General features: G+C 51.7%; 25 protein-coding genes. 8 read left to right on the top strand and 17 right to left on the bottom strand.

The genetic code is table 11. From position 1 onward, the window contains the following. Positions 1 to 115 precede the first annotated feature (115 nt). A complete protein-coding gene (locus tag KE531_10820) occupies positions 116 to 985 on the top strand; it encodes a LysR family transcriptional regulator (GenBank protein MBR9954094.1) in 870 nt (289 codons plus the stop codon). 208 nt (positions 986 to 1193) lie between these two features. Here KE531_10820 and KE531_10815 read toward each other — a convergent pair whose 3' ends face one another. The 3 genes from KE531_10815 to KE531_10805 are packed head-to-tail and all read right to left on the bottom strand — an operon-like array spanning position 1194 to position 4379. After that, positions 1194 to 2615, bottom strand: a complete 1422-nt coding sequence (locus KE531_10815) for an anion permease (protein ID MBR9954093.1) — start codon at positions 2613 to 2615, stop codon at positions 1194 to 1196. Positions 2616 to 2660: 45 nt separating this feature from the next. Next, positions 2661 to 4013, bottom strand: coding sequence for a hypothetical protein (locus KE531_10810; GenBank protein MBR9954092.1), 1353 nt, complete (start codon positions 4011 to 4013; stop codon positions 2661 to 2663). Between the two features lie 54 nt (positions 4014 to 4067). Continuing rightward, complete coding sequence (locus KE531_10805) at positions 4068 to 4379, bottom strand: hypothetical protein (protein ID MBR9954091.1); 312 nt, start codon at positions 4377 to 4379, stop codon at positions 4068 to 4070. Between the two features lie 210 nt (positions 4380 to 4589). Between KE531_10805 and KE531_10800 the strand changes: the two genes are divergently transcribed. The 5 genes from KE531_10800 to KE531_10780 all read left to right on the top strand — a co-directional run bounded on the left by KE531_10800 (position 4590) and on the right by KE531_10780 (position 9503). Then, entirely contained in the window at positions 4590 to 5471 is an 882-nt protein-coding gene (locus tag KE531_10800) for a LysR family transcriptional regulator (protein ID MBR9954090.1), read from the top strand. Between the two features lie 79 nt (positions 5472 to 5550). Beyond that, the gene (locus KE531_10795; GenBank protein ID MBR9954089.1) at positions 5551 to 6591 is read left to right on the top strand and encodes an NAD(P)-dependent alcohol dehydrogenase; all 1041 of its coding nucleotides are present in this window, start codon (positions 5551 to 5553) and stop codon (positions 6589 to 6591) included. A gap of 253 nt (positions 6592 to 6844) precedes the next feature. Continuing rightward, on the top strand, positions 6845 to 8164 hold the full coding sequence (locus KE531_10790) for an amidohydrolase (protein MBR9954088.1): 1320 nt from the start codon (positions 6845 to 6847) through the stop codon (positions 8162 to 8164). 12 nt (positions 8165 to 8176) lie between these two features. After that, positions 8177 to 9004, top strand: coding sequence for a DUF3100 domain-containing protein (locus KE531_10785; protein MBR9954087.1), 828 nt, complete (start codon positions 8177 to 8179; stop codon positions 9002 to 9004). A 13-nt stretch (positions 9005 to 9017) separates the two neighbouring features. Next, positions 9018 to 9503 carry a DUF340 domain-containing protein gene (locus tag KE531_10780; protein MBR9954086.1) on the top strand — a complete coding sequence of 162 codons (486 nt, stop codon included), beginning with the start codon at positions 9018 to 9020 and terminating at the stop codon, positions 9501 to 9503. Between the two features lie 191 nt (positions 9504 to 9694). Here KE531_10780 and KE531_10775 read toward each other — a convergent pair whose 3' ends face one another. The 8 genes from KE531_10775 to KE531_10740 form a co-directional block, all read right to left on the bottom strand. Next, positions 9695 to 10624: an IS3 family transposase gene (locus tag KE531_10775; protein ID MBR9954085.1), complete on the bottom strand. Its 930-nt coding sequence runs from the start codon at positions 10622 to 10624 to the stop codon at positions 9695 to 9697. Further along, complete coding sequence (locus KE531_10770; GenBank protein ID MBR9954084.1) at positions 10594 to 11265, bottom strand: transposase; 672 nt, start codon at positions 11263 to 11265, stop codon at positions 10594 to 10596. Before KE531_10770 ends, KE531_10775 begins: the two co-directional genes overlap by 31 nt. A gap of 251 nt (positions 11266 to 11516) precedes the next feature. Further along, positions 11517 to 13073 carry a citrate lyase subunit alpha gene (gene citF, locus KE531_10765; protein MBR9954083.1) on the bottom strand — a complete coding sequence of 519 codons (1557 nt, stop codon included), beginning with the start codon at positions 13071 to 13073 and terminating at the stop codon, positions 11517 to 11519. A 1-nt stretch (position 13074) separates the two neighbouring features. Beyond that, on the bottom strand, positions 13075 to 13980 hold the full coding sequence (locus KE531_10760; GenBank protein MBR9954082.1) for an HpcH/HpaI aldolase/citrate lyase family protein: 906 nt from the start codon (positions 13978 to 13980) through the stop codon (positions 13075 to 13077). Next, positions 13980 to 14279 (bottom strand): citrate lyase acyl carrier protein, encoded by a 300-nt coding sequence (citD, locus tag KE531_10755; protein ID MBR9954081.1) that lies wholly within the window; start codon positions 14277 to 14279, stop codon positions 13980 to 13982. The genes KE531_10760 and citD overlap by 1 nt, the downstream gene beginning before the upstream one ends. Positions 14280 to 14289: 10 nt before the next feature. Then, on the bottom strand, positions 14290 to 14814 hold the full coding sequence (leuD, locus tag KE531_10750; GenBank protein MBR9954080.1) for a 3-isopropylmalate dehydratase small subunit: 525 nt from the start codon (positions 14812 to 14814) through the stop codon (positions 14290 to 14292). Then, complete coding sequence (locus KE531_10745; GenBank protein MBR9954079.1) at positions 14811 to 16103, bottom strand: 3-isopropylmalate dehydratase large subunit; 1293 nt, start codon at positions 16101 to 16103, stop codon at positions 14811 to 14813. Before KE531_10745 ends, leuD begins: the two co-directional genes overlap by 4 nt. A gap of 21 nt (positions 16104 to 16124) precedes the next feature. Beyond that, positions 16125 to 17291 carry a 3-methylitaconate isomerase gene (locus tag KE531_10740; GenBank protein MBR9954078.1) on the bottom strand — a complete coding sequence of 389 codons (1167 nt, stop codon included), beginning with the start codon at positions 17289 to 17291 and terminating at the stop codon, positions 16125 to 16127. A gap of 286 nt (positions 17292 to 17577) precedes the next feature. On the opposite strand from KE531_10740, the gene KE531_10735 reads away from it, so the two are divergent. Beyond that, positions 17578 to 18543 (top strand): LysR family transcriptional regulator, encoded by a 966-nt coding sequence (locus KE531_10735; protein ID MBR9954077.1) that lies wholly within the window; start codon positions 17578 to 17580, stop codon positions 18541 to 18543. A 278-nt stretch (positions 18544 to 18821) separates the two neighbouring features. Here KE531_10735 and KE531_10730 read toward each other — a convergent pair whose 3' ends face one another. Continuing rightward, the gene (locus tag KE531_10730; GenBank protein ID MBR9954076.1) at positions 18822 to 19154 is read right to left on the bottom strand and encodes a hypothetical protein; all 333 of its coding nucleotides are present in this window, start codon (positions 19152 to 19154) and stop codon (positions 18822 to 18824) included. Between the two features lie 243 nt (positions 19155 to 19397). On the opposite strand from KE531_10730, the gene KE531_10725 reads away from it, so the two are divergent. Next, entirely contained in the window at positions 19398 to 20219 is an 822-nt protein-coding gene (locus KE531_10725; protein MBR9954075.1) for an amidohydrolase family protein, read from the top strand. 74 nt (positions 20220 to 20293) lie between these two features. Here the strand turns inward: KE531_10725 and KE531_10720 are convergent, their stop codons facing one another. From KE531_10720 to KE531_10700, 5 genes are all read right to left on the bottom strand, one after another. After that, complete coding sequence (locus KE531_10720; protein ID MBR9954074.1) at positions 20294 to 21520, bottom strand: hypothetical protein; 1227 nt, start codon at positions 21518 to 21520, stop codon at positions 20294 to 20296. Between the two features lie 31 nt (positions 21521 to 21551). Then, positions 21552 to 22388, bottom strand: a complete 837-nt coding sequence (locus KE531_10715) for an HNH endonuclease (protein MBR9954073.1) — start codon at positions 22386 to 22388, stop codon at positions 21552 to 21554. Further along, a complete protein-coding gene (locus KE531_10710; GenBank protein ID MBR9954072.1) occupies positions 22367 to 23506 on the bottom strand; it encodes a DUF262 domain-containing protein in 1140 nt (379 codons plus the stop codon). The genes KE531_10715 and KE531_10710 overlap by 22 nt, the downstream gene beginning before the upstream one ends. Positions 23507 to 23640: 134 nt before the next feature. Then, a complete protein-coding gene (locus KE531_10705) occupies positions 23641 to 24090 on the bottom strand; it encodes a hypothetical protein (GenBank protein MBR9954071.1) in 450 nt (149 codons plus the stop codon). 40 nt (positions 24091 to 24130) lie between these two features. Beyond that, positions 24131 to 25636 (bottom strand): recombinase family protein, encoded by a 1506-nt coding sequence (locus tag KE531_10700; protein MBR9954070.1) that lies wholly within the window; start codon positions 25634 to 25636, stop codon positions 24131 to 24133. Positions 25637 to 25713: the final 77 nt, after the last annotated feature.

Here is a 25713-nt window from a genome sequence, read left to right as displayed (position 1 = left end):
TTGTTTCCTCCTTGCGCGTATCATTTCTGCTTTTATTTTACCGTCTTCTGTCTGGCGAATCAATTCCCTTTGTGGTATAATTGATTCCATATTGGAATGAATCAGGAGGTGTCCCATGACCTTTGAACAGTTGGAATATTTTCTGGCGGCCGCCCGCGCCGAGACATTTTTCGACGCGGCGGAGTCTCTCCATATTACCCAGTCCTCCTTGTCCAAGCAAATCATGAAGCTGGAAAAGGAGTTAAACGTCCGCCTGTTTGACAGAAGCAGGCGGTCGGCTGTCTTAACAGATGCCGGCAGGGAATTTTTAAAGGAAGCCGGCGATCTGTTTCACAGGTACCGCGCCATGCGGAAACGGATGCAGGCCTTTGAGGACGTCTCCGAGCGGACATTAAGAATCGGGACGCTCCCGTTCCTGTCCCAGTATGGGCTCACGGGGCTTTTTAAAGATTTCAGCGCGGCTCATCCTGAAATCCGGCTTCTCCTTGAGGAGGTGGAGGAGATCGACCTGCTCTCCGGTTTTTCCTCGGGGCGGTACGACCTCATCATCGCCCGCAGCCATATGTGTGATGAATCGCATTTTCGCTTTCTTCTTCTGGATGAGGACAGGCTGGCCGCCATGCTGCCGGCCGGTCATCCATTGGCCTGGCGGAAATCTGTCTCACTGAGTGACCTGGCTGGGGAGCCGTTTCTTCTCATGCATCCGTACACCTCCCTCTATCAGCTCTGCATGAAGCTGTTCCATGACGCCGGAATCACGCCGCACGTTCTCCGCACGGCCCGCCTGGAATCCATCATCAGCGCCGTGGCCCTCGGGGAGGGCGTCAGCCTGTTTGCGGAGAAGAATTTTAATCTCTTCCGCCACGAGTCCGTCGTCTCCGTCCCCATCGTGCCGTCGCCGACGCTGTCGGTGGGGGTGATTTATAAGGATGGGGAGGTTTCGGCGGAGGGGGAGAGGTTTTTGGAGAGTTTGAAAAAAGATTGACTTTTTTACTTTTCCGGTATAAGATAAAGGCATATAGGAATTCAAAAGTTGCATAGGTACAAAAAGTGATCCCCCAGAGAGTGCGAGTCTCTGGGGGATCTTTTTAGGCTGGTTGCCCCGGCGATACAGCAGGCGAAAAAGCGGCCTCCCGCGCCCTTCCCAGGGCGCAGGGGCCGCTTTTTCGCGGTAGTGTCTGAATGAACCAATCTTATATAAGACCCATGGAAGAAAACACCATGGATAGAAGGGGGATCAAAATCACACAGAGCCCCATGCCGAACAGAGTAATCGGCCAGTTCCCCTTGATGCAGTCGGAAAAGCTGTAATGGCCGGTTCCGAAGGTGTACTGCCAGGTGCCCTCAATGGGGAACAAAAAGCCGGTTCCGGCCTGGATGCCGATCAGGGCCATGGCTGCGGAAACCGGGACGCCGGCGCCCACAAGGACGGGAGCGATGACGGTCGCACTCAGCGCGCCGTTTGCAGATCCCTGGGGTACAAGGCAGTGTACCAGGAAGGCCGCGATGGTAGCCATGATGAAAATGAGAATCATGTTCCAGTCTGCGGAATCCGCGAAAATCTTATTGACGACCCACTCGCCGGCTCCCGTGGAGCTCATGCCTGTCGCCAGCGGAAAGATGCAGAGCATCGTAACGACGACCATGGCCGAAAAGTTTTTCTTATAATCCTTTCCGGAAAGCAGGTTGACGCCCGGCATCATCATTAAAAACATGCCGGCCATGGCGACGGTGGCCGTGTCAAAGGTGGAAATCCAGTTGCTTGCAAACCAGAGGACAATCATGACGGCCGTAATCGCCATGTACCATTTGTCTTTTGCCTCAAAATGGCTGGGAATCGTCTCGAAAAGCTTTTCCACATCGGCCTTCTGCTTTTCCGTCAGAGGTTCCGGCTTAAAGTATCTCGGCAGCATCCACGCCGAGAAAATCGTCAGAAGAAGCCCGCAGGGAACGCCGAACAGCGCCCACTGGAAGAAGGTCATCGGCGTGCCGGACACCACTTCGCTTAAATCCATGATCGCCACGTTCACGCTGTTGGAGCAGGGCAGAAACAGCCCGCCGGTGAAAGCACCGACCGTAATCGCCATCATCATTCCGCCGGCCAGGCGGCTCGTTCCCGGCTCCGGGTCGCCGAAGGCCTTTACGACGCCTGTCACCACGGCCAGGACGACGATCTGGGCCGCGCCGTCGGAGACGAAAATCGAAATGATGGCTGCCAGCCAGCAGACGGCGCTTATCATTTTCCTCGAATCGCCTTTCCCGAGCCGGTAAAGGGCACGCAGCAGAATGGCCGCCAGGTTTGTGTTCTGGAGAGCGGCACCGATTCCGAAGCCGGCCATGCAGAAGAACACGGTGCTGGAGCAGGCGCTCTGCTGGATGGCCTTCCAGCCCATGACGCCGGTGTATTTCATCACGACGACGATCATAAAGCAGGTGGCCGCAATGGGCATGGCTTCACTGATAAATAAAATCATGGCACCGATGACGATGGCAAGCATCGTCCACCCCTCCGGCGCAAGTCCTTCCGGAGGCGCGATTATGAGGCTTAAAACCACAAGAAGCGCGGCGGCCGCGATGCAGCCAAGCCGGAAGGCCGGATTTTTCTTCAGAGACATAATAAACTTCCCCCTCTTTCGTAAATTTTGATTTGAGAAACGCGTCTATCCGCGCTTTTTCAGCAGCTCCTCCCAGTTTTCCGGAAGCTTTACCGCCCGGCTCGTTAAGCGCCCCTGAGTGTAGTTGGAACGGTGGAATACGCTGCGGTTCCTGGTGGGATCGCCCGTCACCAGCACACGGATCCTGGCGCCCGGCCCCAAAAGCGGAACCATGCGGTTCGGATCGTCGGATTCCTGCCACTCTGCCCCCAGTTCCCCGCGCTCTACGGCTTCTTTCAGGCTGTATGGTTTCCAGTTGTTGAATCTGGAGCTGTTTCTCTCAAAATATTCTGCCGTCACCTTCGCATGCTCATGGATGTACCGGTCGATGTCTTTCTTCCCATACCCCTGGGAAGCCAGAAGCTTTGCGACCACCGGGCTTAAAAAGAGCACATGGTTTTCCTGGTAGCCGCGCATGGCCTGGTACGGTTCATTCATGCGTACCACCCAGTCAGTGATATAGTCCAGATGCTGTTCGGCCGTCTCGCCGTTTGTCTGGACGGGATCGCTGGCCGCCCGGCCCGATACGATGGTGACGACGTTTTCCCCATGGGAAAAGCCTTCTTCCTCCGAAAGCGTCTCCCAGCCGATTTCTTCGCAGATTTCGTCATTTTCCGGAGCCGCTGCCCGGAACATCTGCCCGTGGGTCGCCATGTCCGTCACCCCGACGACAGAACCGGCGATATTGCGTACCAGCAGGCGGTAGAACCGCCCAATGGACGTATTGGCCTGGTTTCCCGGCCGCTGATGGCCTGCCTTGTAATTAAAGCCGAGCACATTGCGGATCGGCCCGTTGATCATGATGATGGCCTCCCATCCCGGCGTCGCGCCGGAATCCTTTACGCTGTACGCCGGATCGGCCGCGATTTCCGCGATGGCAAGAAGAAGCGGCATGTACTCCGGCCGGCATCCTGCCATGACACCGTTCACGGCCACCTTCCAGACGTTTAGCGTCCCCATGGCCGGCTCTAAAACGCCCAGCACCTCCTCCGGCTCCCGGTCGGTGAATGCAAGGAATTTTTCGATTCGTTCAATGGTTGGCGGCGTAACCGGCAGGCCGTCTCCCCACTGCCTTTCGGCAAAAAATTCCTGTACCTCGTCATATCCGCCCTCGAATACGATATCCCGGTCTCCGGGGCCTTTCTTTTTGGCCTTCACCGTGCTCTTTACCGGCATCGTGAGCGCCTTTAAAATCCCAGGCACTACGGTCTCTCTCATGTTCTTTTTCATGGTTTCTTCATCATCAAGGGCAATGGCCGCCGGATATTCCACCACACGCATGTCGGGATAGCCGGCATTTTTGGAAATCTGGCGCACCATGAACGGAAAGCCTTTGCAGGCGATGGCCACCGCCGGCACCCCGAGCTCTTCCGCTGCAATACTTGCCCGCGCAACTGCGGGCGCGCAGCTCCCTCAGCAGCCGTTTCCCACAATCACGGCGTCGCAGCCGTATTTTTTTATAAGGCCGGGAAGCTCTGCCATCTTCTGGGCCTCCAAAGACGGGTCATGGAAATTCCCGAAATCTTTGTAGCTTACAAATTTGACATCGGGATACGCCTCCCGGATCAGCTCTTCAATCACCGGAAACGTCTCATCACCGCGGAATCCATAGTTCCAGAGCTCCCCGATCACCTTCCCATTCAGGTTCGGAATCGAGGCAGCCACCTTTTTTGCCTGGACTGCCTGGATGCCCACCGGGCTGACGACCTTGTACTCTTCTCCCATATCCATTCTCCTTTTGTGCATTTTTACTATTTTCATTTTAAATCCGAAGGGCTTTTAATATCAAATTGCACATTTTTGTTGATTGATAGCGAAATAGCTATGGTTCTATGAATTGATAGAGAATTGTCAATGAGTTTCCGGAAATTTCATTGACGCGAGATAACTAACTATGTTAGACTGTAACTATCAGAAAACAGCAGGAGGAAAGCCATGGATGTCTCTGCATTAAAGTATTTCATCGTCGCGGCACAGACCGAGCACATGAGCCGGGCCGCAGAAAAATTAAATATCACGCAGCCGTCCCTCTCCGCCTCCATCAAACGGCTGGAGGCAGACATCGGGTTCCAGCTTTTTGACCGCACAGGCCGCGGCATCCGGCTCAACGAATACGGGAGGATTTTTTTTGACGCCGTGCTCCGTGCCGACGCTATTATGGAGACATGTATGGCTGAGATGGAAGAAAAACGGAAGGCCTCTGATTCTTTTATACGGCTTGCCTGCTCCGGCTCCGAGGCAAACTCCCGTCTCATCGACCTTCTGCTCTCCAAGGGCGTAAATCTCAAAGTGGAAAACATCCCCCAGGACTGGGAGAAAGAGCTTCTCGAGAGACGCTGCGACCTGGTGATTACCATGGGAAAATGGCACCACGCACAGCTTTCCAACACCTGCCTGCGCTATCAGAAAATGGCCTTTGTCGTCGGTAAAGGACACCCGCTGGCATCGTCTGCTTCGGTCTCACCGGAGGAACTCTGCCGCCATCCGTTCTGTTCCACCGACGCGCCTTATTCTCTCTTAAATGTCTTAAAGGATCAGCTTCCCGAGTACGATTTCCATCCGCCCATCACCTTCCTCGGCCGCAGCTCCGCCGACATGTTAAAGGCCATCCGCTCCGGCCGCTATGTGGGGCTCATGGTTCAGAGGAATCTCCCGGCGGATGAAACGCTTACGCTGCTTTCGGTGGACGGCTTTGACATTTCCCTGCCCATCTATCTTTACTGGCGGGAGGCCGACACGGCACGGGCGTCCCTTACGGCCGTCCGGGACAGCATCGTTGCCTTTTACCGCGCGATGCCTGCGGAACCGGCCGGCTGATGCGGTTTTAAAATGAATGTTACGGAGGTTATTTATTATGGAAGAAACGCGTGCCTTTCAAAGGCCGGAACATGGAAAAATGAAGGTCGCCGTCATGAACGGCATCGGGAAAATGGGCTTTGAGGAACGGCCGATTCCCGTACCAAAGGACGACGAGGTTCTCGTGAAGTTAGAATATGTGGGAATCTGCGGCTCTGATCTTCACTATTATGAGTCGGGCGCCATCGGAGATTATGTGGTAAAGCCGCCGTTCGTCCTGGGACATGAACCTGGCGGCATCATCGTGGAGGTTGGAAAAAACGTCACCCATCTAAGGCCCGGCGACCGGGTGGCTTTAGAGCCTGGAAAAACCTGCGGACACTGTGAATTCTGCAAAACCGGCCGGTACAACCTCTGCCCCGACGTGGTCTTTTTTGCGACGCCGCCAGTGGATGGCGTCTTTCAGGAATACGTGGCCCATGAAGCGGCACTTTGCTTCAAGCTTCCCGACAATGTGAGCACCTTAGAGGGCGCGCTCATCGAGCCCCTCGCCGTCGGTTTCCATGCGGCGCTCCAGGGGGACGCCCATTTGGGGCAGACGGCCGTCGTCATGGGTTCCGGCTGCATCGGCCTTGTATCCATGATGGCCTTAAAGGCCCGAGGCGTCTCCCGCGTCTTCGTCGTGGACGTGATGGAAAAGCGCCTGCAAAAAGCCATGGAGCTGGGCGCCGACGGTGTGATCAACGGCAGCTCTGAAGATGTGCTTCAGAAAATGGAAAAGCTCACAGGCGGCCGCGGCGCCGACCTGATCATCGAGACGGCCGGCAGCGAAATCACAGCCTCCCAGGCCATCCGCATCGCCAAAAAGGGCGCCGTCATCGTCCTTGTGGGGTACAGCAGAACCGGTGAGATGACACTTCCCATGAGCCTGGCTCTTGACAAGGAGCTGACCTTTAAGACCGTGTTCCGCTACCGGAATATTTACCCCCTTGCCATCGACGCCGTCGCCTCCGGCAAGGTGAACTTAAAGGGAATCGTCACCGACATTTTCCCTTTCAGCTGCGTCCAGGAGGCCATGGACGCAAGCGTCAGCCGCAAGGCCGATATCGTAAAAGCTGTCATTCAAGTCTCTGAGGATTGATTTTCATCATATGGAACCAGCCGCCGGAACGGATTTTTATGTTCTGACGGCTGGTTTTGTCGTCATTTTTTCTTATTGTTTTCACATTTTCCCTTCCTTATATGTGAATTTTGACTATGTCTTTTATTTAACGCTTTACTATTTTATTAAATTGTGATAAAATGTATTAAAAATTCCACATTTTTTTATTTATTTTTTCTATCGAATGGTATGTCTTTTCGGACATATCCGCTTCTAAAAGGAGGGAACTGTTATGGGACGTTCAAAGGAAGAGCTGAAAAAGGCTGCCTGTCAGGCGATTGACAATCACCGTGACGACATCATCGCGTTCGGCGACAGTATTTTTTCAGAGCCGGAGCTCGGCTACAAAGAGGTAAAGACCTCGGAAAAATTCAGCAGGCTTCTGGATTCACTCGGTTTTGCCCACCAGGATCATGTGGCTCTGACCGGAGTAATCTCCAACCAGAAGGGGCAGGAAAGCAAGATGAAGGTCGCCATCATGGGCGAGCTGGATGCCGTCGTGGTTCCGGGGCATCCCTGTGCCGATCCTGTCACCAGCGCGGCTCATGCCTGCGGCCATAACTGTATGATGGCCGGTCTGGCCGGCGTTGCTTATGCCCTGCATGATGCCGATATCATGAAAGACCTGTCCGGCGACATTGCCTTGATGGCAGTTCCCAGTGAAGAGTTCGTGGAGCTGGAATACAGAAACCATCTGCGGGAAGAGGGAAAGATCCACTTCCTCGGCGGAAAGCAGGAATTTGTCCGCCTGGGCGCCATGGACGACGTGGATATCATGGTGATGCAGCACACCCAGTCCACCAGCGGAAAGAAAATTAAGGCCAACGCCGGAAACCCGGCCAACGGCTTTGTCGGAAAGCTCGTCCAGTATAAGGGCAAAGAGGCCCATGCCGGCGGTGCACCGTTCGACGGCGTCAACGCATTAAATGCCGCAGAGATCGGCCTGGCTGCCATCCATGCACAGCGGGAGACGTTCCGCGATGAAGATCACATCCGTGTCCATCCCATCATCACCAAGGGCGGTGATCTGGTAAACATTATCCCGGCTGATGTTCGGATTGAGACGTATGTGCGGGGTGCAAGAGTGGATGCCATCTTAGACGCCTCCAAAAAGGTAAACCGTGCGCTGGAGGCCGGTGCTTATGCAGTCGGCGCTGAGTGCAAGATTACGGAGCTTCCGGGCTATCTGCCTGTTGTGGCGCATCCGCCGCTTGCAGAGCTCATGTATAAAAACCTGTGCAGCCTCATCGGTGACGATCAGGTCGAATGTATTTCTGACGCCAGCGGCGGTTCCACCGATGCCGGCGATATCTCCCACCTGATGCCGACGGTTCATGCCTACATCGGCGGCGCAAAGGGCGGCGCCCACTGCCCGGATTATGTCCTGGAGGATAAGGACATGGCGTATCTCACGGCTGCTAAGGCGCTTGTCATGACTGCCATCGACCTCCTGGCCGACGGCGCAGAAACAGGCCTTGCCGTCAAAGAATCCTTCACGCCTGTTATGACAAAAGAAGAATACCTGAAAAACTGGGGACATATTGAAGAATAGGAGGCTCTGCCCATGAAGGAATTATTTAATGACTGGAAAATTCATCTGCTGGCCTTAATCCTGACATTGGTCGCAGAATTTATCGGAACACAAAGCTTTAGCCTGGGGCCGTTAGCCTTCTCGCTGTTCCCCATGCTGTACGTGCTGATTTTCGGCGCAATCCTGGGAATTGCAAAAGCGATCCCGAAACAGATGATGGAGGAGGCATCCCCGTATATTACCATCAGTGTTATGATGCTGACTGCAAAGACAGGCGCCAGCATTGGACCGAACCTGGTCGCTCTCTTCCAGTCCGGCCCGGCTCTGATCCTTCAGGAATTCGGGAACCTGGGAACTGCCCTTTTAGCTCTCCCGATTGCAATCCTCGTTCTGCGGATGGACCGTTCGGCTGTTGGCTGTACGTTCTCCATCTCCCGCGAGACCTCCATCGCCATCGTGGCTGACCGCTACGGCCTGGACTCCCCTGAGGGCGTCGGCGTTATGGGCGGATACATCACTGGTACGGTTCTTGGAACACTGTTCTATGGAATCATGGTTTCCTTCCTCTGTTCCCTCAATATTTTCCATCCGTATTCCCTTGCAATGGCCTGCGGTACCGGTTCGGCATCTATGATGTCTGCCAGCCTTGCTGCCGTTGTGACAGCACATCCGGAAATGGAACAGACACTTACTGCTTATGCTTCTGCCAGCAATATGTTAAGTACCGTAGACGGTCTTTATATGAGCCTCTTCATTGCTCTTCCAATCTGTGACTGGATGTATCGGAAGATGACTGCGGTGAACAAACATTATAAAAATGGGGTTCCGATTCGGAAAGCCGCTGCAATGAAGAAAGATTAAAGGAGGGCTGAATATGAGTGCATCTGTTTGGATTAAACGGCTGAAATGCCTGATTCTTGTTACAATTTTCGCTTCTGTTGGCAACTATATCAGCACCTCAAAAGCAGGGGCTCCCGTTACCCCGCTGGAGGCTGCACCTGGACTTCTGATGCTTTTGGCTGCCACCCTGGTGGGCTGCATCCTCTATGAATTAGTCAACAAGGTAAGCTCAAAAAACCTTCCGGTTATCGCTTATGTATCTTTGATTGCGATTATTATAACTATACCGGGCGTCTTCCCCTTTGCTGACTATTGTATCGAGAGCATTGGCAAAATTGGTCTTCTTCCGCTCTGTACCCCGATTCTTGCCTATGCAGGCATCTCCATCGGAAAAGACCTCGACACCTTTAAGCAGCAGGGCGTTTCCATCGTTATTATCTCCCTGTTTGCATTTATCGGTACTTATGTTGGTTCCGCAATTATCGCGGAGGTCATTCTCCGGGCAACCGGTGTGATTTAAGCTTTTTCACCTCAACATAATTTTATCAGACTCCGGCGCGGCTTTTGCTGCGCCGGAGTGCTTTCTCTGCAAGACGCCGGACTAACACAGAAAATTCCCCGGATATGGGCGGTTGAACTGCTTCCCGTCAAGTAGACAATCAAAAAAATATAATTTTTTTCTGCCAGTAGGTATCACCTGCTGGCAGATTTTTACGCTGCCTGTAAATATTTTTCGTGTTTCTCCATTGGTGTTACTATACCAAGCTTCCTCTGCAAACGTCTGTTGTTATAGTAATTGATATATTTCTCTATCATGACCACCAGTGATTCTCTGTCCATAAATCGTTTACCATAATAACGCTCCCGTTTTAGAATTCCCCAGAATCCTTCCATTGGTCCATTATCGATACACTTTGCTACTCTGGACATGCTCTGCATCATCCCTGCTGCTTCAAGTTTTGCATGAAAGGCTCTATTGGTGTATTGAAAGCCTCTGTCACTGTGAAACATTGGATGTGCATCAGGATTATCTTTGACTGCATCATCAAAGGTATCAAACACTAATGCATTACTATTACTGTCTCCAATACGGTAGGATACGATTCTTCGGTCATACAGGTCAAGAATTGCACTTAAATATACCTTGTGCTTTTCATTTCCGATATAGTAATGAAATTCCGTTACATCGGTCAACCACTTTTCATTCGGAGCTTCTGCCGTAAATTCACGATTCAGGATATTTTCGGCTATGTACTGTGGATTTGCAGCCTGTCTTGTACAGCTATCGTTTGCATATTTAATGGTGGATTTGATACCAAGTTTCCGGCAGATGCGCAAAACACGTTTATCATTTACATCAATGTCATGGTAACGCTCCAACTCATCACGGATTCTGCGATAACCCTTATCAGGTGATTCTATGTGGATTTTTTCTATCAGTTCCGCAATTTTTCGGTTTTCCTGTTCATTCTCTGACATTTCATGGTTCAGCCATTTGTAATAAGCCGCCCTTGAAACACCGCCAATCTTACAAAGCTCCTGTATCGGATAATCGTGTTCTTTCTGTTCTTCTTTGACAGCCTGATAGATATGCTCGTGGCGGATCAGGCTCAGCCCCGCCTCCTTTCGATTTCCTCTAATTTTTTTAAGAATGATAACTCCATTTCTGCACGTTGCCGTTTGGCTTTTTCCAGTTTCAACTCCGCTTGAAGCTTTTCCACCTCTGTAAGAGAATCTTCCGATTTTCTTTTGCCGCGGTTATCCTGTAATGCAGGAACTCCGCCTGTTTCGTATTTGATAGTGTAATTTCGTGCCTGCTGATAGGACACCTTAAAGTTTTCTGATGTTTCAGCATAGTTATGGCCATGGGAAATGCAGTAGGATGCAATTTCCACTCTTTCTTCAAACGTTGTTTTTCTTCCTTTGGTCATAAGACTACATCCTCCTGTTCTGGAAGCCTTCAGTTCCTTATGACCATTATACAGCGCAATCCATTGCCTGAGTGTACGAGTACTGGAAATTTTATATTTTTTACAAATATCACGTAGTGAACCAAGACCAGAAAGATACTCTTGTACGGCAATCTCTTTCTCGGCAGAAGTTCTTTTGGTCCATCCTTTGTTGTAAAAGGTTTCTGAACCCATAGACTGATAATTACGAATCCATTCTTCTAAAGTAGTAGGATGAATTCCTTCGCCTGTTGATACAGATGTAATACTATGTTTAGCTTCCAAAATAAGCTTTACCATTCGTAATTTATCTTCAGCAGAATATTTACGCATAAGAAATGCTCCCTCCTTGATAAACAGTTTTATTATTTCAACTGTCTACCTAGAAGGGAGCATATCAGTTAGGGATTACCGCCCGTATCCGGGGTTTCTTCTGTCTTCCGGCCGCATCTTGGAGCCGGCCGGACTTCCTGGGGTTTGCCGACATTTCTGCACGGCACATAGCTTCGCGCGGGGGTTGCGCCTCACTATATGGATCTGCGTTCCATTACAAGAAGGTATCGAAAAAAAGTAAATTGTCTCTGTTATTTTTTAATCTCCCGGATCACATCAATCACCGACCCGTCCCGGTATTCCACAATGCATACCACCCGGTCCGTCGTCTCGATGGGCTTCGGCACTCCCGTTAAGGACTCCGCTAACTCCTGGAGATACTCAATGGTCACAAGCTTTAAATTCGCCTGCTCCAGGTCTTCCTTTAGTTCCTCATAATACTTATGCTTCGGGTTCAGGGCGATTCCCGCCTCCGTCACCACCGCCGCCACCGTCTCTCCCGGCGTACAGCAGGTGAACACCCGCTTCGTGATGGACGGCGTCCGCCCTCTCACCACCGGCAGGCACACAATGGATATATCCGCCCCGGCCGCCACATCCGGGCCGCCGCCAAGGCCTCCCATCATCTCCCCGCTGGAACCGGTTAAGATGTTCACATTGAAGTCCGTATCTACTTCCAGCGCCGCCAGCACGCCGAAGGTCAGCTTATCAAGCATCGCTCCCTTGGAAAACGGGTTCGAGTACACCGCATTGTCGATTTCCACGATCCCCGGCTCCTCGGCAATGGCCCTCGCCGCCACCGCGTCAAAGCACTGGCTGCATTCCAGTACCCGCACCAGCCCTTTTTTATACATGTCCACGATGGCTGCCGTCATGCCGCCAAGGGCAAAGCTTGCCTTAATGCCTCTCGCTTCCATCCGCTCCGCCAGGTAGTTGGTGCAGGCGATGCTGATGGCTCCGGCCCCGGTCTGGAAGGAGAAGTTTTCCTTAAACATGCGGGACGCCGCCATCACGTCGGCCGCCCGCTCGGCAATCATCAAATCCCTCGGGTTTTTCGTCATCCTGGCCGCGCCTTTCCCGATCTTTTCCGGGTCGCCGATGCGGTCAACCTTTACCACATAGTCCACGTACTGCTGGGAGATGCTCACGGGGTTGCAGGGGTATTCTACTAAATTGTCGGTGATGACAACGACTTTTCCGGCGCTTGTGGCGTCGATGAAGGAATAGCCCAGGGAACCGCAGGCGTTTGGCCCGATCTGTCCCGTGGCGTTCCCGTACTCGTCGGCCGCCGACGCGCCGATGAAGGCCACGTCAATCTGTAACTCCCCGGCCTCGATGGCGCGGGGGCGGGAGCCATGGGTCCTTAAAATGACCGGGTTTTCCATCAGGCCTTCCAGTACCGCGTCGCCCAGCTCCCCGCGGATCCCGCTGGCCTCAATCCGGTCGATGGTGCCGTCCTTTACGAAATCCACAATCGAGGGATTCTTGATATTTACCACGGCGCTCGGGGCAAACTTTAGGTGCCTGATTCCAAGTTTCTTGATGGCTTTTAGTACCTGGCCGATGATCTCGTCTCCCTCCCGGAAGCTGTGGTGGAAGGAGATCGTCATGCCGTCCTTTAAGCCACAGGCTCTAATGGCCTCCTCGATGCTCTCTGCCATCTTGCAGTCCCCGGACACATGCTTTCCTGCCGTCCGCAGGCTCTTTACCGGCTCTGTCCCGGGATTCCCCGTGTAGGCGCCTGTGTACGGCCTTACGATGTAATCCCCGATCTTTTCCGGGATTTCACGTCCCACTGCGTTCTTCATCCTAGACCACCATCCCTTCCGTCTGAATCCCGGCGGCCTTCGCCTGGGCTAAGGTCGTCAGCGCCCGCAGCTCCATGGGCTTGTCGATCATGCCGCCGTCTAAGGTCACGGCGCCTTTGTGCTGTTTCTTCCCTTCTTCCACGGCCGCCAGCACACGGAGCGCGTATTTGATCTCCTTCATGCTGGGCGTGAAATAGGCATTGACCGTGTCGATCTGCCTCGGGTGGATGCAGGTCTTCCCGTCAAAGCCCAGGTTCTTTGCCAGGGCTGTGTCTTCCTTTAGGCCGTCGGTGTCGTTGATATCACTGAATACAATATCCAGGGCGTCGATGCCGGCGGAACGGCATGCCATCAGCACCGCGTTCCTCGCATAGAACACCTCTAACCCCTGTTTCGTCCGCTGGGCCTTTAAGCTGGCCGTCAGGTCTTCGGCGCTCACAGCCATGGCGACGATCCGCGGGTCGGCATGGGCGATTTCCATGGCGTTGATGACGCCCATGTAGGACTCGATGTTGCAGATTAGCTCAATCTTCCCCACCGGCAGGCCGGCCTTTTCCTCGATTTCCCCGATCCGTCTTGAGATGTCCTGCGCTTCCCTCGCGTACTCCACCTTGGGGATACGGATGCAGTCGGGGTTTGCGCGGACGGCGGCCTGAAGGTCTTCTTCCAGATATTCTGAGTAGATGCCGTTGACGCGGATTGCCACGTATTTGTCCCTGGGCCTGTGGTTTTTCACCATGTTGTAGACGAGGAAGCGGGCCGCGTCCTTTTCGGCTGCCGGGACCGAGTCCTCCAGGTCGTAAATCAGGACATCTTCGTTATAGAACACCGCCTGGATCATGTTCACAGGGCTGGCCCCGCTGGCATAGAGGCTGGTGCGCTTTAAATGGATGGTTTTTTCTGCCATTACTTCCCGTCCTCCTTTGCCCAGTCGTAAGGTTCTTCCGCCCCGCGGCAGATGGCGCACTGCATCCGGGAGCGGATTACGCAGTCTAAGGCGCCCCGGTCGCGGATTTCCACGGAGGCGTCCGTGACGTCAAATTCCTTTAAAACTTCGTTTATGGTTTCCAAAATGGACTCGCCGAACATCATCTTCACATCGCTTTCTAACCCAATGTCAATCCCGGCGCCGGGGTTGGGCCGGATAACGATCTGGCAGTCGCTGGATTCCAGAGTTCCGGCGACGGCCGGTTTCTTGATTTCCATATCCCATTCCTCACTCTCTCGCCGCTGCCTGCGCCTTTAAATACGGAAACAGGCCGCCGGCGTTCATGATATCCTTTTCCAGGTCGCTGACTGCGTCGCCGTGGAATTCTTTTCCCGTGTCCAAATCTTTAACCGTACCGTGATCCATGTCCACTTCCAGGGTATCGCCGTTTTTCATGTCCCCGTTTTTGATGGCGTCGGAGATCCCTTTGATAAACAGGACGGGGTAGCCGTTGTTGACGGCATTCCGGTAGTAGATTCTCGAGCAGGTCTCCGCCAGGATGCAGGGAATGCCTGCGTACTGGAGACAGTAGACGGCATGCTCGCGGCTGGAACCGCAGCCGAAGTTTTTCCCGGCCACCACGAAATCGCCTGGTTTGACTTCCTTTGCGAAATTTTCCATGCCCGGATAGTATTCAAACGCGTACTGGGGCATGTTTTTCGGGTCGGTCTCTGCAAGATATTTATTATGATAGATCAAATCGGTGTCCACGTCGTCGGAGAACACCCACGCTCTTCCTTTCATCACGCTCATGCCTTCGCCTCCTTAAGAATTTCCCTGGGGTCTGTGATGCAGCCGCGGACGGCCGTTGCCATGGCAGACATGGGGCTCATCAGATAGGTATGGCTGCCTTTTCCCACTTTGCCGATGAAGTTGCGGTTGGTGGTGGAACATCCGATGTCGCCGTACGGCAGAGCGCCGTAATGCTCGGCCGTACAGAGGGCGCAGGTGGGATTCGTAAAGACAACGCCGGCTTCCAGGAATTTTTCCAAAAGCCCTTCTTTTGCACACTGGATCTGAACCTCCGTCGTGCTGGGCGTGATGATGGCCCGCATGCCGGGGAAAATCCGTCCTCCGCCTGCCATTAAGATGTCGTAAGCGGCCTTGATGTCCTCAAATCTTCCGTTGGAACAGGAGCCGATGTGGATCTGATCCACCTTCGTCCCTGCAATTTCAGAGATCGGCTTTACGTTATCCGGCGCATCCGGGCAGGAGGCCATGGGCTCTAAATCGGACACGTTATAGTGAAGCACCTTGCAGTATTCGGCGTCCGGGTCGGCCGAAAGCTCTTTCACCCGCGTCCGCACTTCCTCGCCGGCGCGGCCGCAAAGCCAGTCGAGAACCTCGCCGTTTGGCATGATAAGCGGCACCTTTCCGCTCATTTCCGTCACCATGGAGCAGAGGGTGATCCGCTCGGCCAGCGTTGCTTTTTCGATGGTCTCCCCGACGAATTCCACGGCCAGAAAGTCCATGCCGCCTGCACCCAGATCGCCGACGATCTTTGTCAGCAGGTCGCGCATGCAGACGCCCGGCTTGAATTCGCCCTCCACCTCGATTTTCATGGTTTCCGGCACGCGGAACCAGCTTGTGCCGTTAATATAGGAGGCAGCGATATCGGAATTTCCGACGCCGGTTGCGAAGGCGCCGACGGCTCCTAAAAGGTTCATGTGGCTGTCGGTTCCGAGAACCACGTCGCCCGGCTTTATGAGACCGGCTTCCAGCATCACGTGCTGGCCGATGCCGTGGTTGATGTCAAAGACATTGCTGATGCCCTGACGCTTTGCAAATTCCCGGATGATCTTCTGGTTGTTGGAAACCTTTTCCGAGTGGGACGGGGCCTGAAGGTCAAAGGTGTAGGCGATTTTATCGGGATCCCAGACCTTTGCGTCTTTCCCCATCTCTTTTTCAAACTGGAGGACGCAGTTGGCGCCTCCGAAGTCACGGGCAGAAGCCAGATCCACTTTGCACCAGATCCGCTCGCCGACCTGAACTTCGCGGCCGGAGGCCCGTTCCATAATTTTCATAATTGCGGTTTTTCCCATGTTCTGATTCCTCTTTTTTCGTTAATCCCTCACGTAGACATAGCCTTCCATGATCCGCCTTGCGGTTCTGTCCAGGTTGCCGCTTAAAAGCTCGTGGCTGCCGTCCTCGTTGATTTTTAAGTCTGCGTAGGCGTCCATGATGCCCCAGGGATGGCCGATGCGAAGATGCTCAATGCGGTCGGTTCCCAGGGATTCTCCGGCAATCTCGTTTACAATGGTGCCCGGCGTGTTGGCTGCGGTGATGGTGCAGATGGCGCCGGTTCCCATGTAGGCGTCGATCATTTTCATGCCGACGGAGAAGAGACGGCCCACCATGTCCACGTTTTCTGCCTTGATTTCTTTGCCGTTTCCTGCCGTATAGTCCACCGGCTTTGTGGCAAAGGCGATTTTCGGGAGCGTCTGGCTGTTTTTCTTTGCGTCCTCCAAATCTTTTGCAAAGCCGAGGGTCACGGCCCCCGTCCCGCGGATGATTTCCAGAATCCGGCAGATTTCCGCACAGTTTGGAAGGGCGTTAAATTCCGACGGGATTTCCGTGCCCTTTACGCCGAAATCCTCGGGATGGACGAAAATCACCGGGTTTGCAGAGTCCACGAAGCTGTATTCGTAGGTCTTTCCTTCGATTTCGATGGTGTCCTTTGCATGGCCCGTCGGGAGCAGCTTTCCGGAGGCAGCCCCCTGGGGAGCGACGAATTTTAGCGTTACTTTGGCGGCTGTTCCCGGCACGCCGTCGATGGCGAAATCGCCTTCCGTCACAGCGCGGCCGTCCTTTACGGGCACCTGGGCGATGATTTCCTTCTGGGTGTTGGTGTTAAAAATATGTACTTCTGTCATGGGTTCTACGGCTTCTACGAGTCCCTCGTCGATGGCAAAGGGGCCGACGGCTGAGGAGATGTTTCCGCAGTTCATGGTCTTTCCCACGATGGGCGCGTTCACGTCCACCTGGCCGAAATCGTAGTCCACGTCAATGCCGGGGCGCTCGCTCTTTTTAATGACGGCCACCTTGCTTGTGGAGGTGTTGGCGCCGCCCATGCCGTCGATCTGGCGCCTGTCGGGGCTTCCGAAGGCGCTTAAAATCACTTTGTCACGCTCTTTTTCGTCTTTTGGAAGGTCTTTGTCGTGGAAAAAAACTGCTTTGCTGGTACCTCCGCGCATGTAGACGCAGGGGATTTTTCTGTTTGGCTTGTACATGGCCGATTCCTCCTTGTTTTCCCGTTTCATCCATGGTATGATGAAACCAAAAGTTACATTTTGTTTCTATGTTTGTAATATAAGGTGATACCAGGGTCAAAAAGTCGTAAATCCGATGCAAGCTTGCTTGCAAGAGGATTTTTGACCTTAGGCCCCGCCAAAACATGAATAAGGAGCCATTTTTCGCAGAAAAATGTGCGGATTATGAATGTTTTGAGGATTGCGTGAGCAATCCGGTATCATAGGGTTCAAAACACCTTTTGACCCCAACATCATGAGGTTGTGTATGATTCAAAATTATGCGTATTTCATCGCCCTGGCCGAGGAAGGGAGTATCTCGAAAGCCGCGGAACGGCTTTATGTTTCCCATCAGGGCTTAAGCAAATACTTAAAATCCCTTGAAAACCACTACGGCGTCACGCTGTTTAACCGGAAGCCGAAGCTCTCCCTGACGCCGGCCGGGCAGGCGGTCTATGAAGCGGCGAGGCAGATGCAGCTTCTCGAAGAAAATCTGGAGACGACACTTGCCGACTACCATGATTCCGATTCCGGCATTTTCCGCTTCGGCGCCACTGAGGGGAGGTTCCGCATCCTGATTCCGGAGCTTCTCGTGGAATTTCAAAAGAAGTATCCGAAGGTAGAACTTGTGACCGAATGCGCCAACTCCAACGAGCTGCGGGAGATGGTGTTAAACAACCAGCTCGACATGATGATTACGGCATCGCCGCCCGACGGGGATCCCAGGCTTTCCAGCGCTCTCGTCATGGACGAGCAGCTCTACCTGATTATCTCCGACAACATGTTAAGGGAATACTTCCCTGACCAGTACCCGGAGTGCAAAAAGGAATTTCAAAAGGGAGCCGATCTCAGGGATTTCTGCCATGTCCCGTTTGTTCTCAACCAGAAGGGATTTTCCTCGCGGGATATGGCGGACGCCTATGCCGCCAGTCATGGCTTTTCTTTAACATGCATCCGCGAAATCGTCCAGGCGGATATCCATTCCATGCTTTCTGCCAGGGATTACGGGGCCAGCCTCTGCTTTTCCATGTTCCTTCCCGGCGTCAGCGCCGCCAACAGCCTGGGCGCGGAAAACTCCGGCCTCAATATCTTCCCGATTGCCGGCTTTGATACCACAAACCCGGTGCGCCTTCTGTACCTGAAAAATAAGCTGCTGCCCGGATATGGGGATTACCTCGTTTCGCTGGTAAAAAAGATCTGCCGGCCGTTTATGAATCCGCCGTTGGAGATATAGTTTTTAGATGGATTGGTATGATTCAAATGTAGCACGTTTGATGGGTGGGATAAAGCAGATGTGAATTGCCGGGATGTAACTGGGGGTTGCAGAGGAAAAGCTCGTTGACAAATAAAAAAGGAAACGTTATAATAGGCTTAACAAGAGGGCCGTTGGTCAGCGCACCCCTGACCGCCGGCAAAACAAGTGGCAAAAATAGCGCCTTATCTTGCTAGGACGAGGGCGCTATTTTTTGCGTTCAAAATAAATGACAAGAGTTATTATCGCGCAAAGCATCGTTACAAACTGAAATAGATCAGAATATGTAACCATGTCCGCTGCGCGGCCATGGAACCTCCGGCGGAATATAGCGCCCGGATTTTTGCGGTGAACGCAAAAACCGGTATGCGCAGGTATAGTGCCCGCGTTGCGGTCATTATACGATAAGCACCAGCCTCCTTTCGCATCGCGTCCGGCGGCTGACATAACGCCCCAACGGCCCCCTGGGCAAACCTATTATTTTTATCAATGCCTGGATTCTTTCCGAATGCGGAGAATCTTTCAGAAAATAATTTTAATATAGATATTTCAGACAAGATGCAACCATTATACCATGTCTGCTTCGCAGCCATGGTGCCTCCGGCGGAACTTAGCGCCTGGCTTTCTGCGGCAAACGCAGAAACCAGTATGCGCAGGTATAATAACCGTTATGCGGTTATTATACCACGTCTTCTTCCGTCCCGCAATCTCCCGTTACATCCCGGCAACTTTTATGTTCCGCCAAATCTCCTTTCGGACATTGTTTTTTGCATATCCCTTATATAAAATAGAAACAGGCGATAGCACCAGAAAATCACGTAAAGGAGTGAACATCCATGAACCATCATATAGACCTGCCGCAGAATTCCTGCAACTCTCATCTGCATATCATCGACCCGGCGTTTCCAAACGACGGGAAAGCCGAGGCGCAGCGCGGAACCGTAGACGAGTATCAGAGGCTTGCAAAAGAGCTCGGGCTTTCCCGTGCCGTGTTCGTCCAGGCAAAGCCCTTTGGGACAGATAATTCCTGCCTGTTAGACGCCATTCAGAAATTCGGCCCGGAAAACAGCCGGGGAATCGCCGTCGTAAACGGAGATGTGAGCGATAAAGAGCTGGAAACGCTCCACGCCGGCGGCGTCCGCGGCCTGCGCTTTTCCGTGTGGAACCCGGCCAATGCCGTGGTTTCCTTTGATTTATGCAGGCCCTTAAGTGAGCGAACAAAGGGTATGGGCTGGAACATGCAGCTTCATATGAGCGCCGCGCAGCTTTTGGAGTACGCCTCTGTCATCGAAGCTTTAGACTGTAAAGTTGTCATCGACCATATGGGACGCCTGAATCCGGAACTTGGGCTGGAGGATCCGGCGTTTCCGTTTCTCTGCAAGCTGATCGACAAGGGAAATACTTGGGTGAAATTATCTGGCCCGTACCTGAATACGACGACCGGGGAACCCTGGGATGACGCGGCGAAGGTGGCCTGCGCCCTGGCGGAGTACGCGCCGGAGCGGATGCTCTGGGGGAACGACTATCCCCATGTAACGGAAAAAGTGAAGCCGGATGAGTGGGATCTTCTTGAGACGATTGTGCGGTGGTTTCCCAGTGAGAGAGCGAAACGGCTGGCGTTGGTGGAGAATCCGGGGGAAGTGTATGGGTTTTCATAGGAATAGCGCCAAAGGGCTTGTGATCCGGGAAAACTTTCCGTTCCTGAATCACAAGCCCTTTTTAAATATTGGAATTACATTCCTGTATTCATCTGTTCCATCCACGCCAGAAGCTTTATGGGATTTTCCAGTACATCCTGGGGGATGTTGTCCACATCATCATCAAGACTGGCCTTGCCTTTTTGTAAATCTCTCCCGGTACTGCCACACTTATCATTATGGCCTGTTTCACCGAATAGCTCCAGCAATAGGCGCTCATATTTACCGACTGCCTCTTCCTGATTATATTCAGAAAAATCAAAATATTTTTTTATTGTGGCATCTCCATTTACTTTTTCTAAAAACTCTGCCAATGCACGGATATTTAGCTTTTCAATGGCTGCTTTATTGCGGCTGATGATCGGAATCATTCGGTGATTAACTGTCAGCCTATGTTCTTTTACTGAAAAAGAATACAGATAGCCTTTTGTATCCCCATACAAAGCACCGACGACATATTTTGTACATTTTTTAAGAACACTATCAACAATTTCCGTTTGCAGCTCAAGCGAAAGATCATGAAATCCCGCTTCTCTGGCTATTCCATACTTTCTTGTCTTGTCATGTATGATTTGTTCGACAAAGGTTTCCCGGCCATCTTTTACCGCAAAACTCTGCTTCATTCCATACTGAAAGACCATTTTCCAGTAACTCTCTGCAAATTTTTGAAACAGGATTTCAAAAGGAATCGTCTCGTCTTCACCGGCAGCCTCCCGCAACACAATTTCATCCATCAAAGCTTTAAAGAAGACGAATTTATACGTTGAATTATGTGCCTTATTGCCGAAGACTCCTTTGAGCACAGCAAATAACTGTTCATCCGTGGCATCTAAGTCATTGAGGGCTCCCTCGGTCAGGGCATATCCTGGAATTGATTGTCCACTCTCGCTGCGCTCTGGGGCTGCACCATATTTTTCTTCCAGCTCATCTGCTACTCGAGTTACAAAGCTGGGGTTCGAAAAGTAATCTTCTATCACCTCTCTCTGAAGCTTTGTCCCCTTCATTCCATAGTAATTCGTTTCCGGATCCAGGCATCTTATCCGTCCCATTTGCAGAGCAATTCCATTAAAATTCCTAAATCGGTCCGGAACCGGTTTCTTCGTTAAGATTTCTTCTCTCTTTCTAAGAATCTTGCTGATCTGCATCTGCCGCATTCTGATGGACTCTTTATCCTGTCCTTTGGTACGAAAATATCCTGTTACCAACAGGCAGACCTCTTCCCGATCCCAATCCCGCAGGGTATGCATCTTCTCTGATTTCATAATACCTCCTACCATACGTCTTTATTGAGATCTAATCCGGAAAACTCCGAATCAATTTCACCGGGTCTGCAAGCGCCTCCTCAGAAATACCGTCTAAAATGTCATCCCACAGATGAGAATCATTGTTGTTCGATCCATCAGAAATTTCTTCTGCAAAAGACGGCCATATTTTTAGGAAGTCATCATACAGTTCTTTCTCTCGCTTAAGTATGTATTCTTCATTCCATACAGGTTTTTGCTCATAATGTTCTACAAGCTCTCTCGTTATCAAAAGCATTGTATGAGAACGATATCCTGGTTTCGCCTGTCCAGCACCTTCCACTTTCTTTTGAAAATTTCCATTTCTAATAACAGCGTTCAGCCTCGCCGTCAGAAGTGTCTTATTCCCAATAGACTGTATAATTCTATCCCTGAACGCTTTTCCCTCTTCCGAGTCAGCTTTTAGCTCCGTATGGCCTTGCATGATAGGAACATCGCTCCAATGCTCCTGCCACTTTTTAGGCATAATGTGCTCCAGCGTATATATGTATTCCAACGCTCTGACGTCGATACATTCATCCTTTCTGCGATACAATTCGATCCAAAATAAGATCATCTTAGCCGCCTCATCTTTTGTTTCTGATAAATGCTCTTTTACCGCCCGGTCTGAGACTTCTGAATCTTGATTTGCCAGTTCGTCTTTAATTAGCTGAGAAATGCCATTTTTTATGATTGAGTAGCACTTGGATGTATAATCATGCGTACCCTTATGAGAAATTTTTCTCCTGACGATAAAAGACTCTAAAACCTGAAAATCATGAAGAAGCGTTTCATCATTCTCATTCTGTCTTACTTCTTTCAAACGTTTTAAAACATACGGATAAAACATTTGTACCCCGAACTTCTGGAGAACAAAAGCAGGCGGCGCACTCCTTCACTGTATTTAAAATATTCTGATTTATTCTCATCATTTAAATCGTATCCAAAATCCAGAACATACTTCTTAAATATCAAGGCATATTCGCGGATTTCTTCCACCAAGGAGGCCAGTTCATTATACCCCATGACAGCCGTCGCACGATCAAAAACGGCTTCGAGTTTGGCGAACATATCTCCGTCTTCGCCCCATTTAATGCAGGCCACACAATATAACAGGAATTCCAGATTGCTGTGCTTTACATTGCCAAAGACACGTTCTTCATCCCACAGATCCATTTCTTTCTGTGTCTTATAAAAAATCTTATCCCAGGATTCCCGATATACATCCACCACTTTTTGCTTTCTTTCCTCATCGGAACCACTGGCTTCCAGAAGGCGTTTGAACAAATTATTTTTAATGATATCGGCCGTACTGAGCCGTACTCCTGCGCGGTTGATGGTATCAAAAATTGTCTGCTCATTGACGTCTCCATGTTCCAGTTCAATTAAGACAATCACTTTTCTGTCATCGTTGAAGAGAGAGTTAAACAGATCCTTCAATTTATGATCGCCCCAGGTCTTAATTTGGGAGCAGTAGTGCTTGTAACACTTCAGTATATTTCCGGATGTATCATTGATTGTCGCCAGGTCGATGTTCGGGCTACCATCAAACACACCGGCACGGATCACACGATTATAATCCTCACAGTCCAGTCTTGAATGCGCAATTTTAACGTAAGAATCCTCAAAGTCATCTGCCGCATTGTCACGATAATATAGATAGCCTTCGATCTCACGCCTTATTCCACTGCCGGACTTCTTGCTTTCTTCCGATAAACAGTCGTAAATTGCCTTTGCCAGAATCGTGATTGTTGTCAGCCGCTGCTGTCCATCTATAATCGTGGAAGCTTTTGCTGATTCTTCCTTCAATATGATAGAACCCAAAAACGGAAGTACCTCATCATTTTCAAAGCTTTGAAGCAGTTCATCCCAGTTCTCTTCATTCCAGACATAGTGTCTCTGGAAAAAAGGCACCTCCAGTTTTTTTCCCTCCCCCAGGAATCTTAACGATTTCGCATTTGCCTTCATAATTCTTCTCCTATCTGCCGTCTTCCTTCCAAACCTTAAAGGAAATTCGGCATCCAACAGGCCATTCTTTTGTTAAAGTTCCTATTCTGAAGCAACTGATTTCTTTAAACCGCCAGATTATTCTGCCAGTTCCTTTAAATCCGCTCCCTCAGTAAAGTCTCAATATCTACACTAAGCGAATCAATCTCCTGTTCTTCTTTAAAATCACTGATAAAATCAAACATTTTAGTGATATAGTCTTCTTCCGTGACGCACTCCTGGACAAAAGTCTCGTATAAAACTTCCAAGCCGCCCAGAAAATATGCCATATAGAGATCCATTCCTTTTTTCACTGCTTCCGCATTATCGTCTTCGCGGAACGCCATGTTGATTTTCTCTTCATCGGTCATTCCGAGGCTGTCGTCGCTCAGAATAATCAGACGGTAGATATACCTCAGCTTGGATCCATTTTTAATTTGAATTTCCGCAAGCATACCCGCAGTATCCTTTGAGCTGTCGTTGGGATCGTACTCTCCTTTACGTCCGTTGAGAAGACCGATGATAGGCGCCACCATATAAACGTAGATATAAACATCGCTTGACAATGGTAAACACACCATTGAATAAGGCGCTGGGGGTAAGAAATCAGATTTTCCACTCAAACGACACACGGTCAGCCGTGGCGTGAACCTGGGAGAGAATGATGTCGGCTACCTGCCGCCGATCCTCAAAGTCGATGTTCTCCCAGTTGCCCAGGTGGGCGGACAGGAACTCGATCTTTTGCGGGGAAACGCTTTCAGCGTTCAGCGCGGCGATCTCCTTGATCAGCCCTTGGCGGCGGGTGTCCAGCTCCTCGATCTTCCCGTTGGCGTAGGACATCAGAACCGCGCTGGCCCCCGTCAGGGTGTTCAACAGCTTCTCGATCTCGTCCTCCACCTGGGCCAGCTCCACGTTTAAGGCGGTCAGCTTGGGGTTGACTGTCTCGGCCTTGGCGGTCAGGGTTTGGAACTCGGACAGCTTTTGCACCATAGCCTCATAGACAAACTGCTCAAACTCCGCCGTCCGAAGCGTCCCGCAGCCCTCGCAGCTCATGTTGTCTGCCCGCTTGGTACAATAGAGGTACTGGGTCCCCGCCCGGTTGCCCAGGCTTTTCAGCGCCCGCCCACAGTGGCCGCATTTCATCTTTCCGGCCAGCCAGGTATTTTTCGGCTTGCGTCCACCCTGGAACGTGATATTCGCCATCAGCTTTTTCCGGCACCGCAGCCAGGTATCGGCGGGAACAATGCCCTCGCTGGGGGCCAGCACAAGGATTTGATTTTTCAAGTCCTTGTTTTTTCGTTCCTGCACGTCCCGGCCCTGGTAGAGATAGCAGCCGTTGGTCCCGGCGAAGTCCGCCGCCTCGTTCACCACCACAGCCCCCTGTCCCTTGAAGAACTCGTACAGCTCCAGGTCCGCCTGGGCGTAAATGGGGTTGCGGAGCATTTGAGAAATGAAGCCCCGGCGCAGCTCCTTGTCATACACCAGTATGCCCTCCTGGGCGAAATACCGGGCGATGTCCCCGAACGACGTGGACGGCTCGGCGTACATCTCGAACATCAGCCGGGCGATATTCGCCGTGTCGGGGTCCGGGATCATCATTTTCGTGCGTATGCCCTGGATGGTGGTGGGCTCCAGCTTGAAGCCGTAGGGGGCCGCGCCGCTCATGTGGAAGCCCCTTTGACACCGGGAGTAGTAGGCGTCCGTCACCCGCTTCTGGATCGTCTCGCGCTCCAACTGGGCGAACACGATGCAGATATTCAGCATGGCCCGGCCCATGGGCGTGGAGGTATCGAACTTTTCCGTAGAAGAAACAAACTCCACATTGTACTGCTGAAACAGCTCCATCATGGTTGCGAAGTCCAGGATAGAACGGCTGATACGGTCCAGCTTGTAGACCACCACCCGGCGGATCAGGCCCCGCTTGATGTCGGCCATAAGCTCCTGGAAACGGGGGCGGTCCGTGTTCTTGCCGGAAAAGCCCTTGTCCTTGTAGTCCTTGTAATTCCCTCCCCGCAGCTCGTACTTGCAGAACTCGATCTGACTTTCAATGCTGATACTGTCCTTGCGGTCCACAGACTGTCTCGCGTAGATAGCGTCGATGCGATTTTCCATTGTCGGCTCCTTTCCGTATCGGAATGGAGCTGTCAACCTTTACAAGTATATTATACCAAAGACAGCCCCAAATCACA

This window comes from Eubacteriaceae bacterium Marseille-Q4139, from assembly GCA_018223415.1.
In the GTDB taxonomy this organism is placed as follows: Bacteria; Bacillota; Clostridia; order Lachnospirales; family Lachnospiraceae; genus CABSIM01.
The sequence above is the reverse complement of the archived record's forward strand: the minus strand, read 5'-3'. Positions and strand labels throughout refer to the sequence as shown.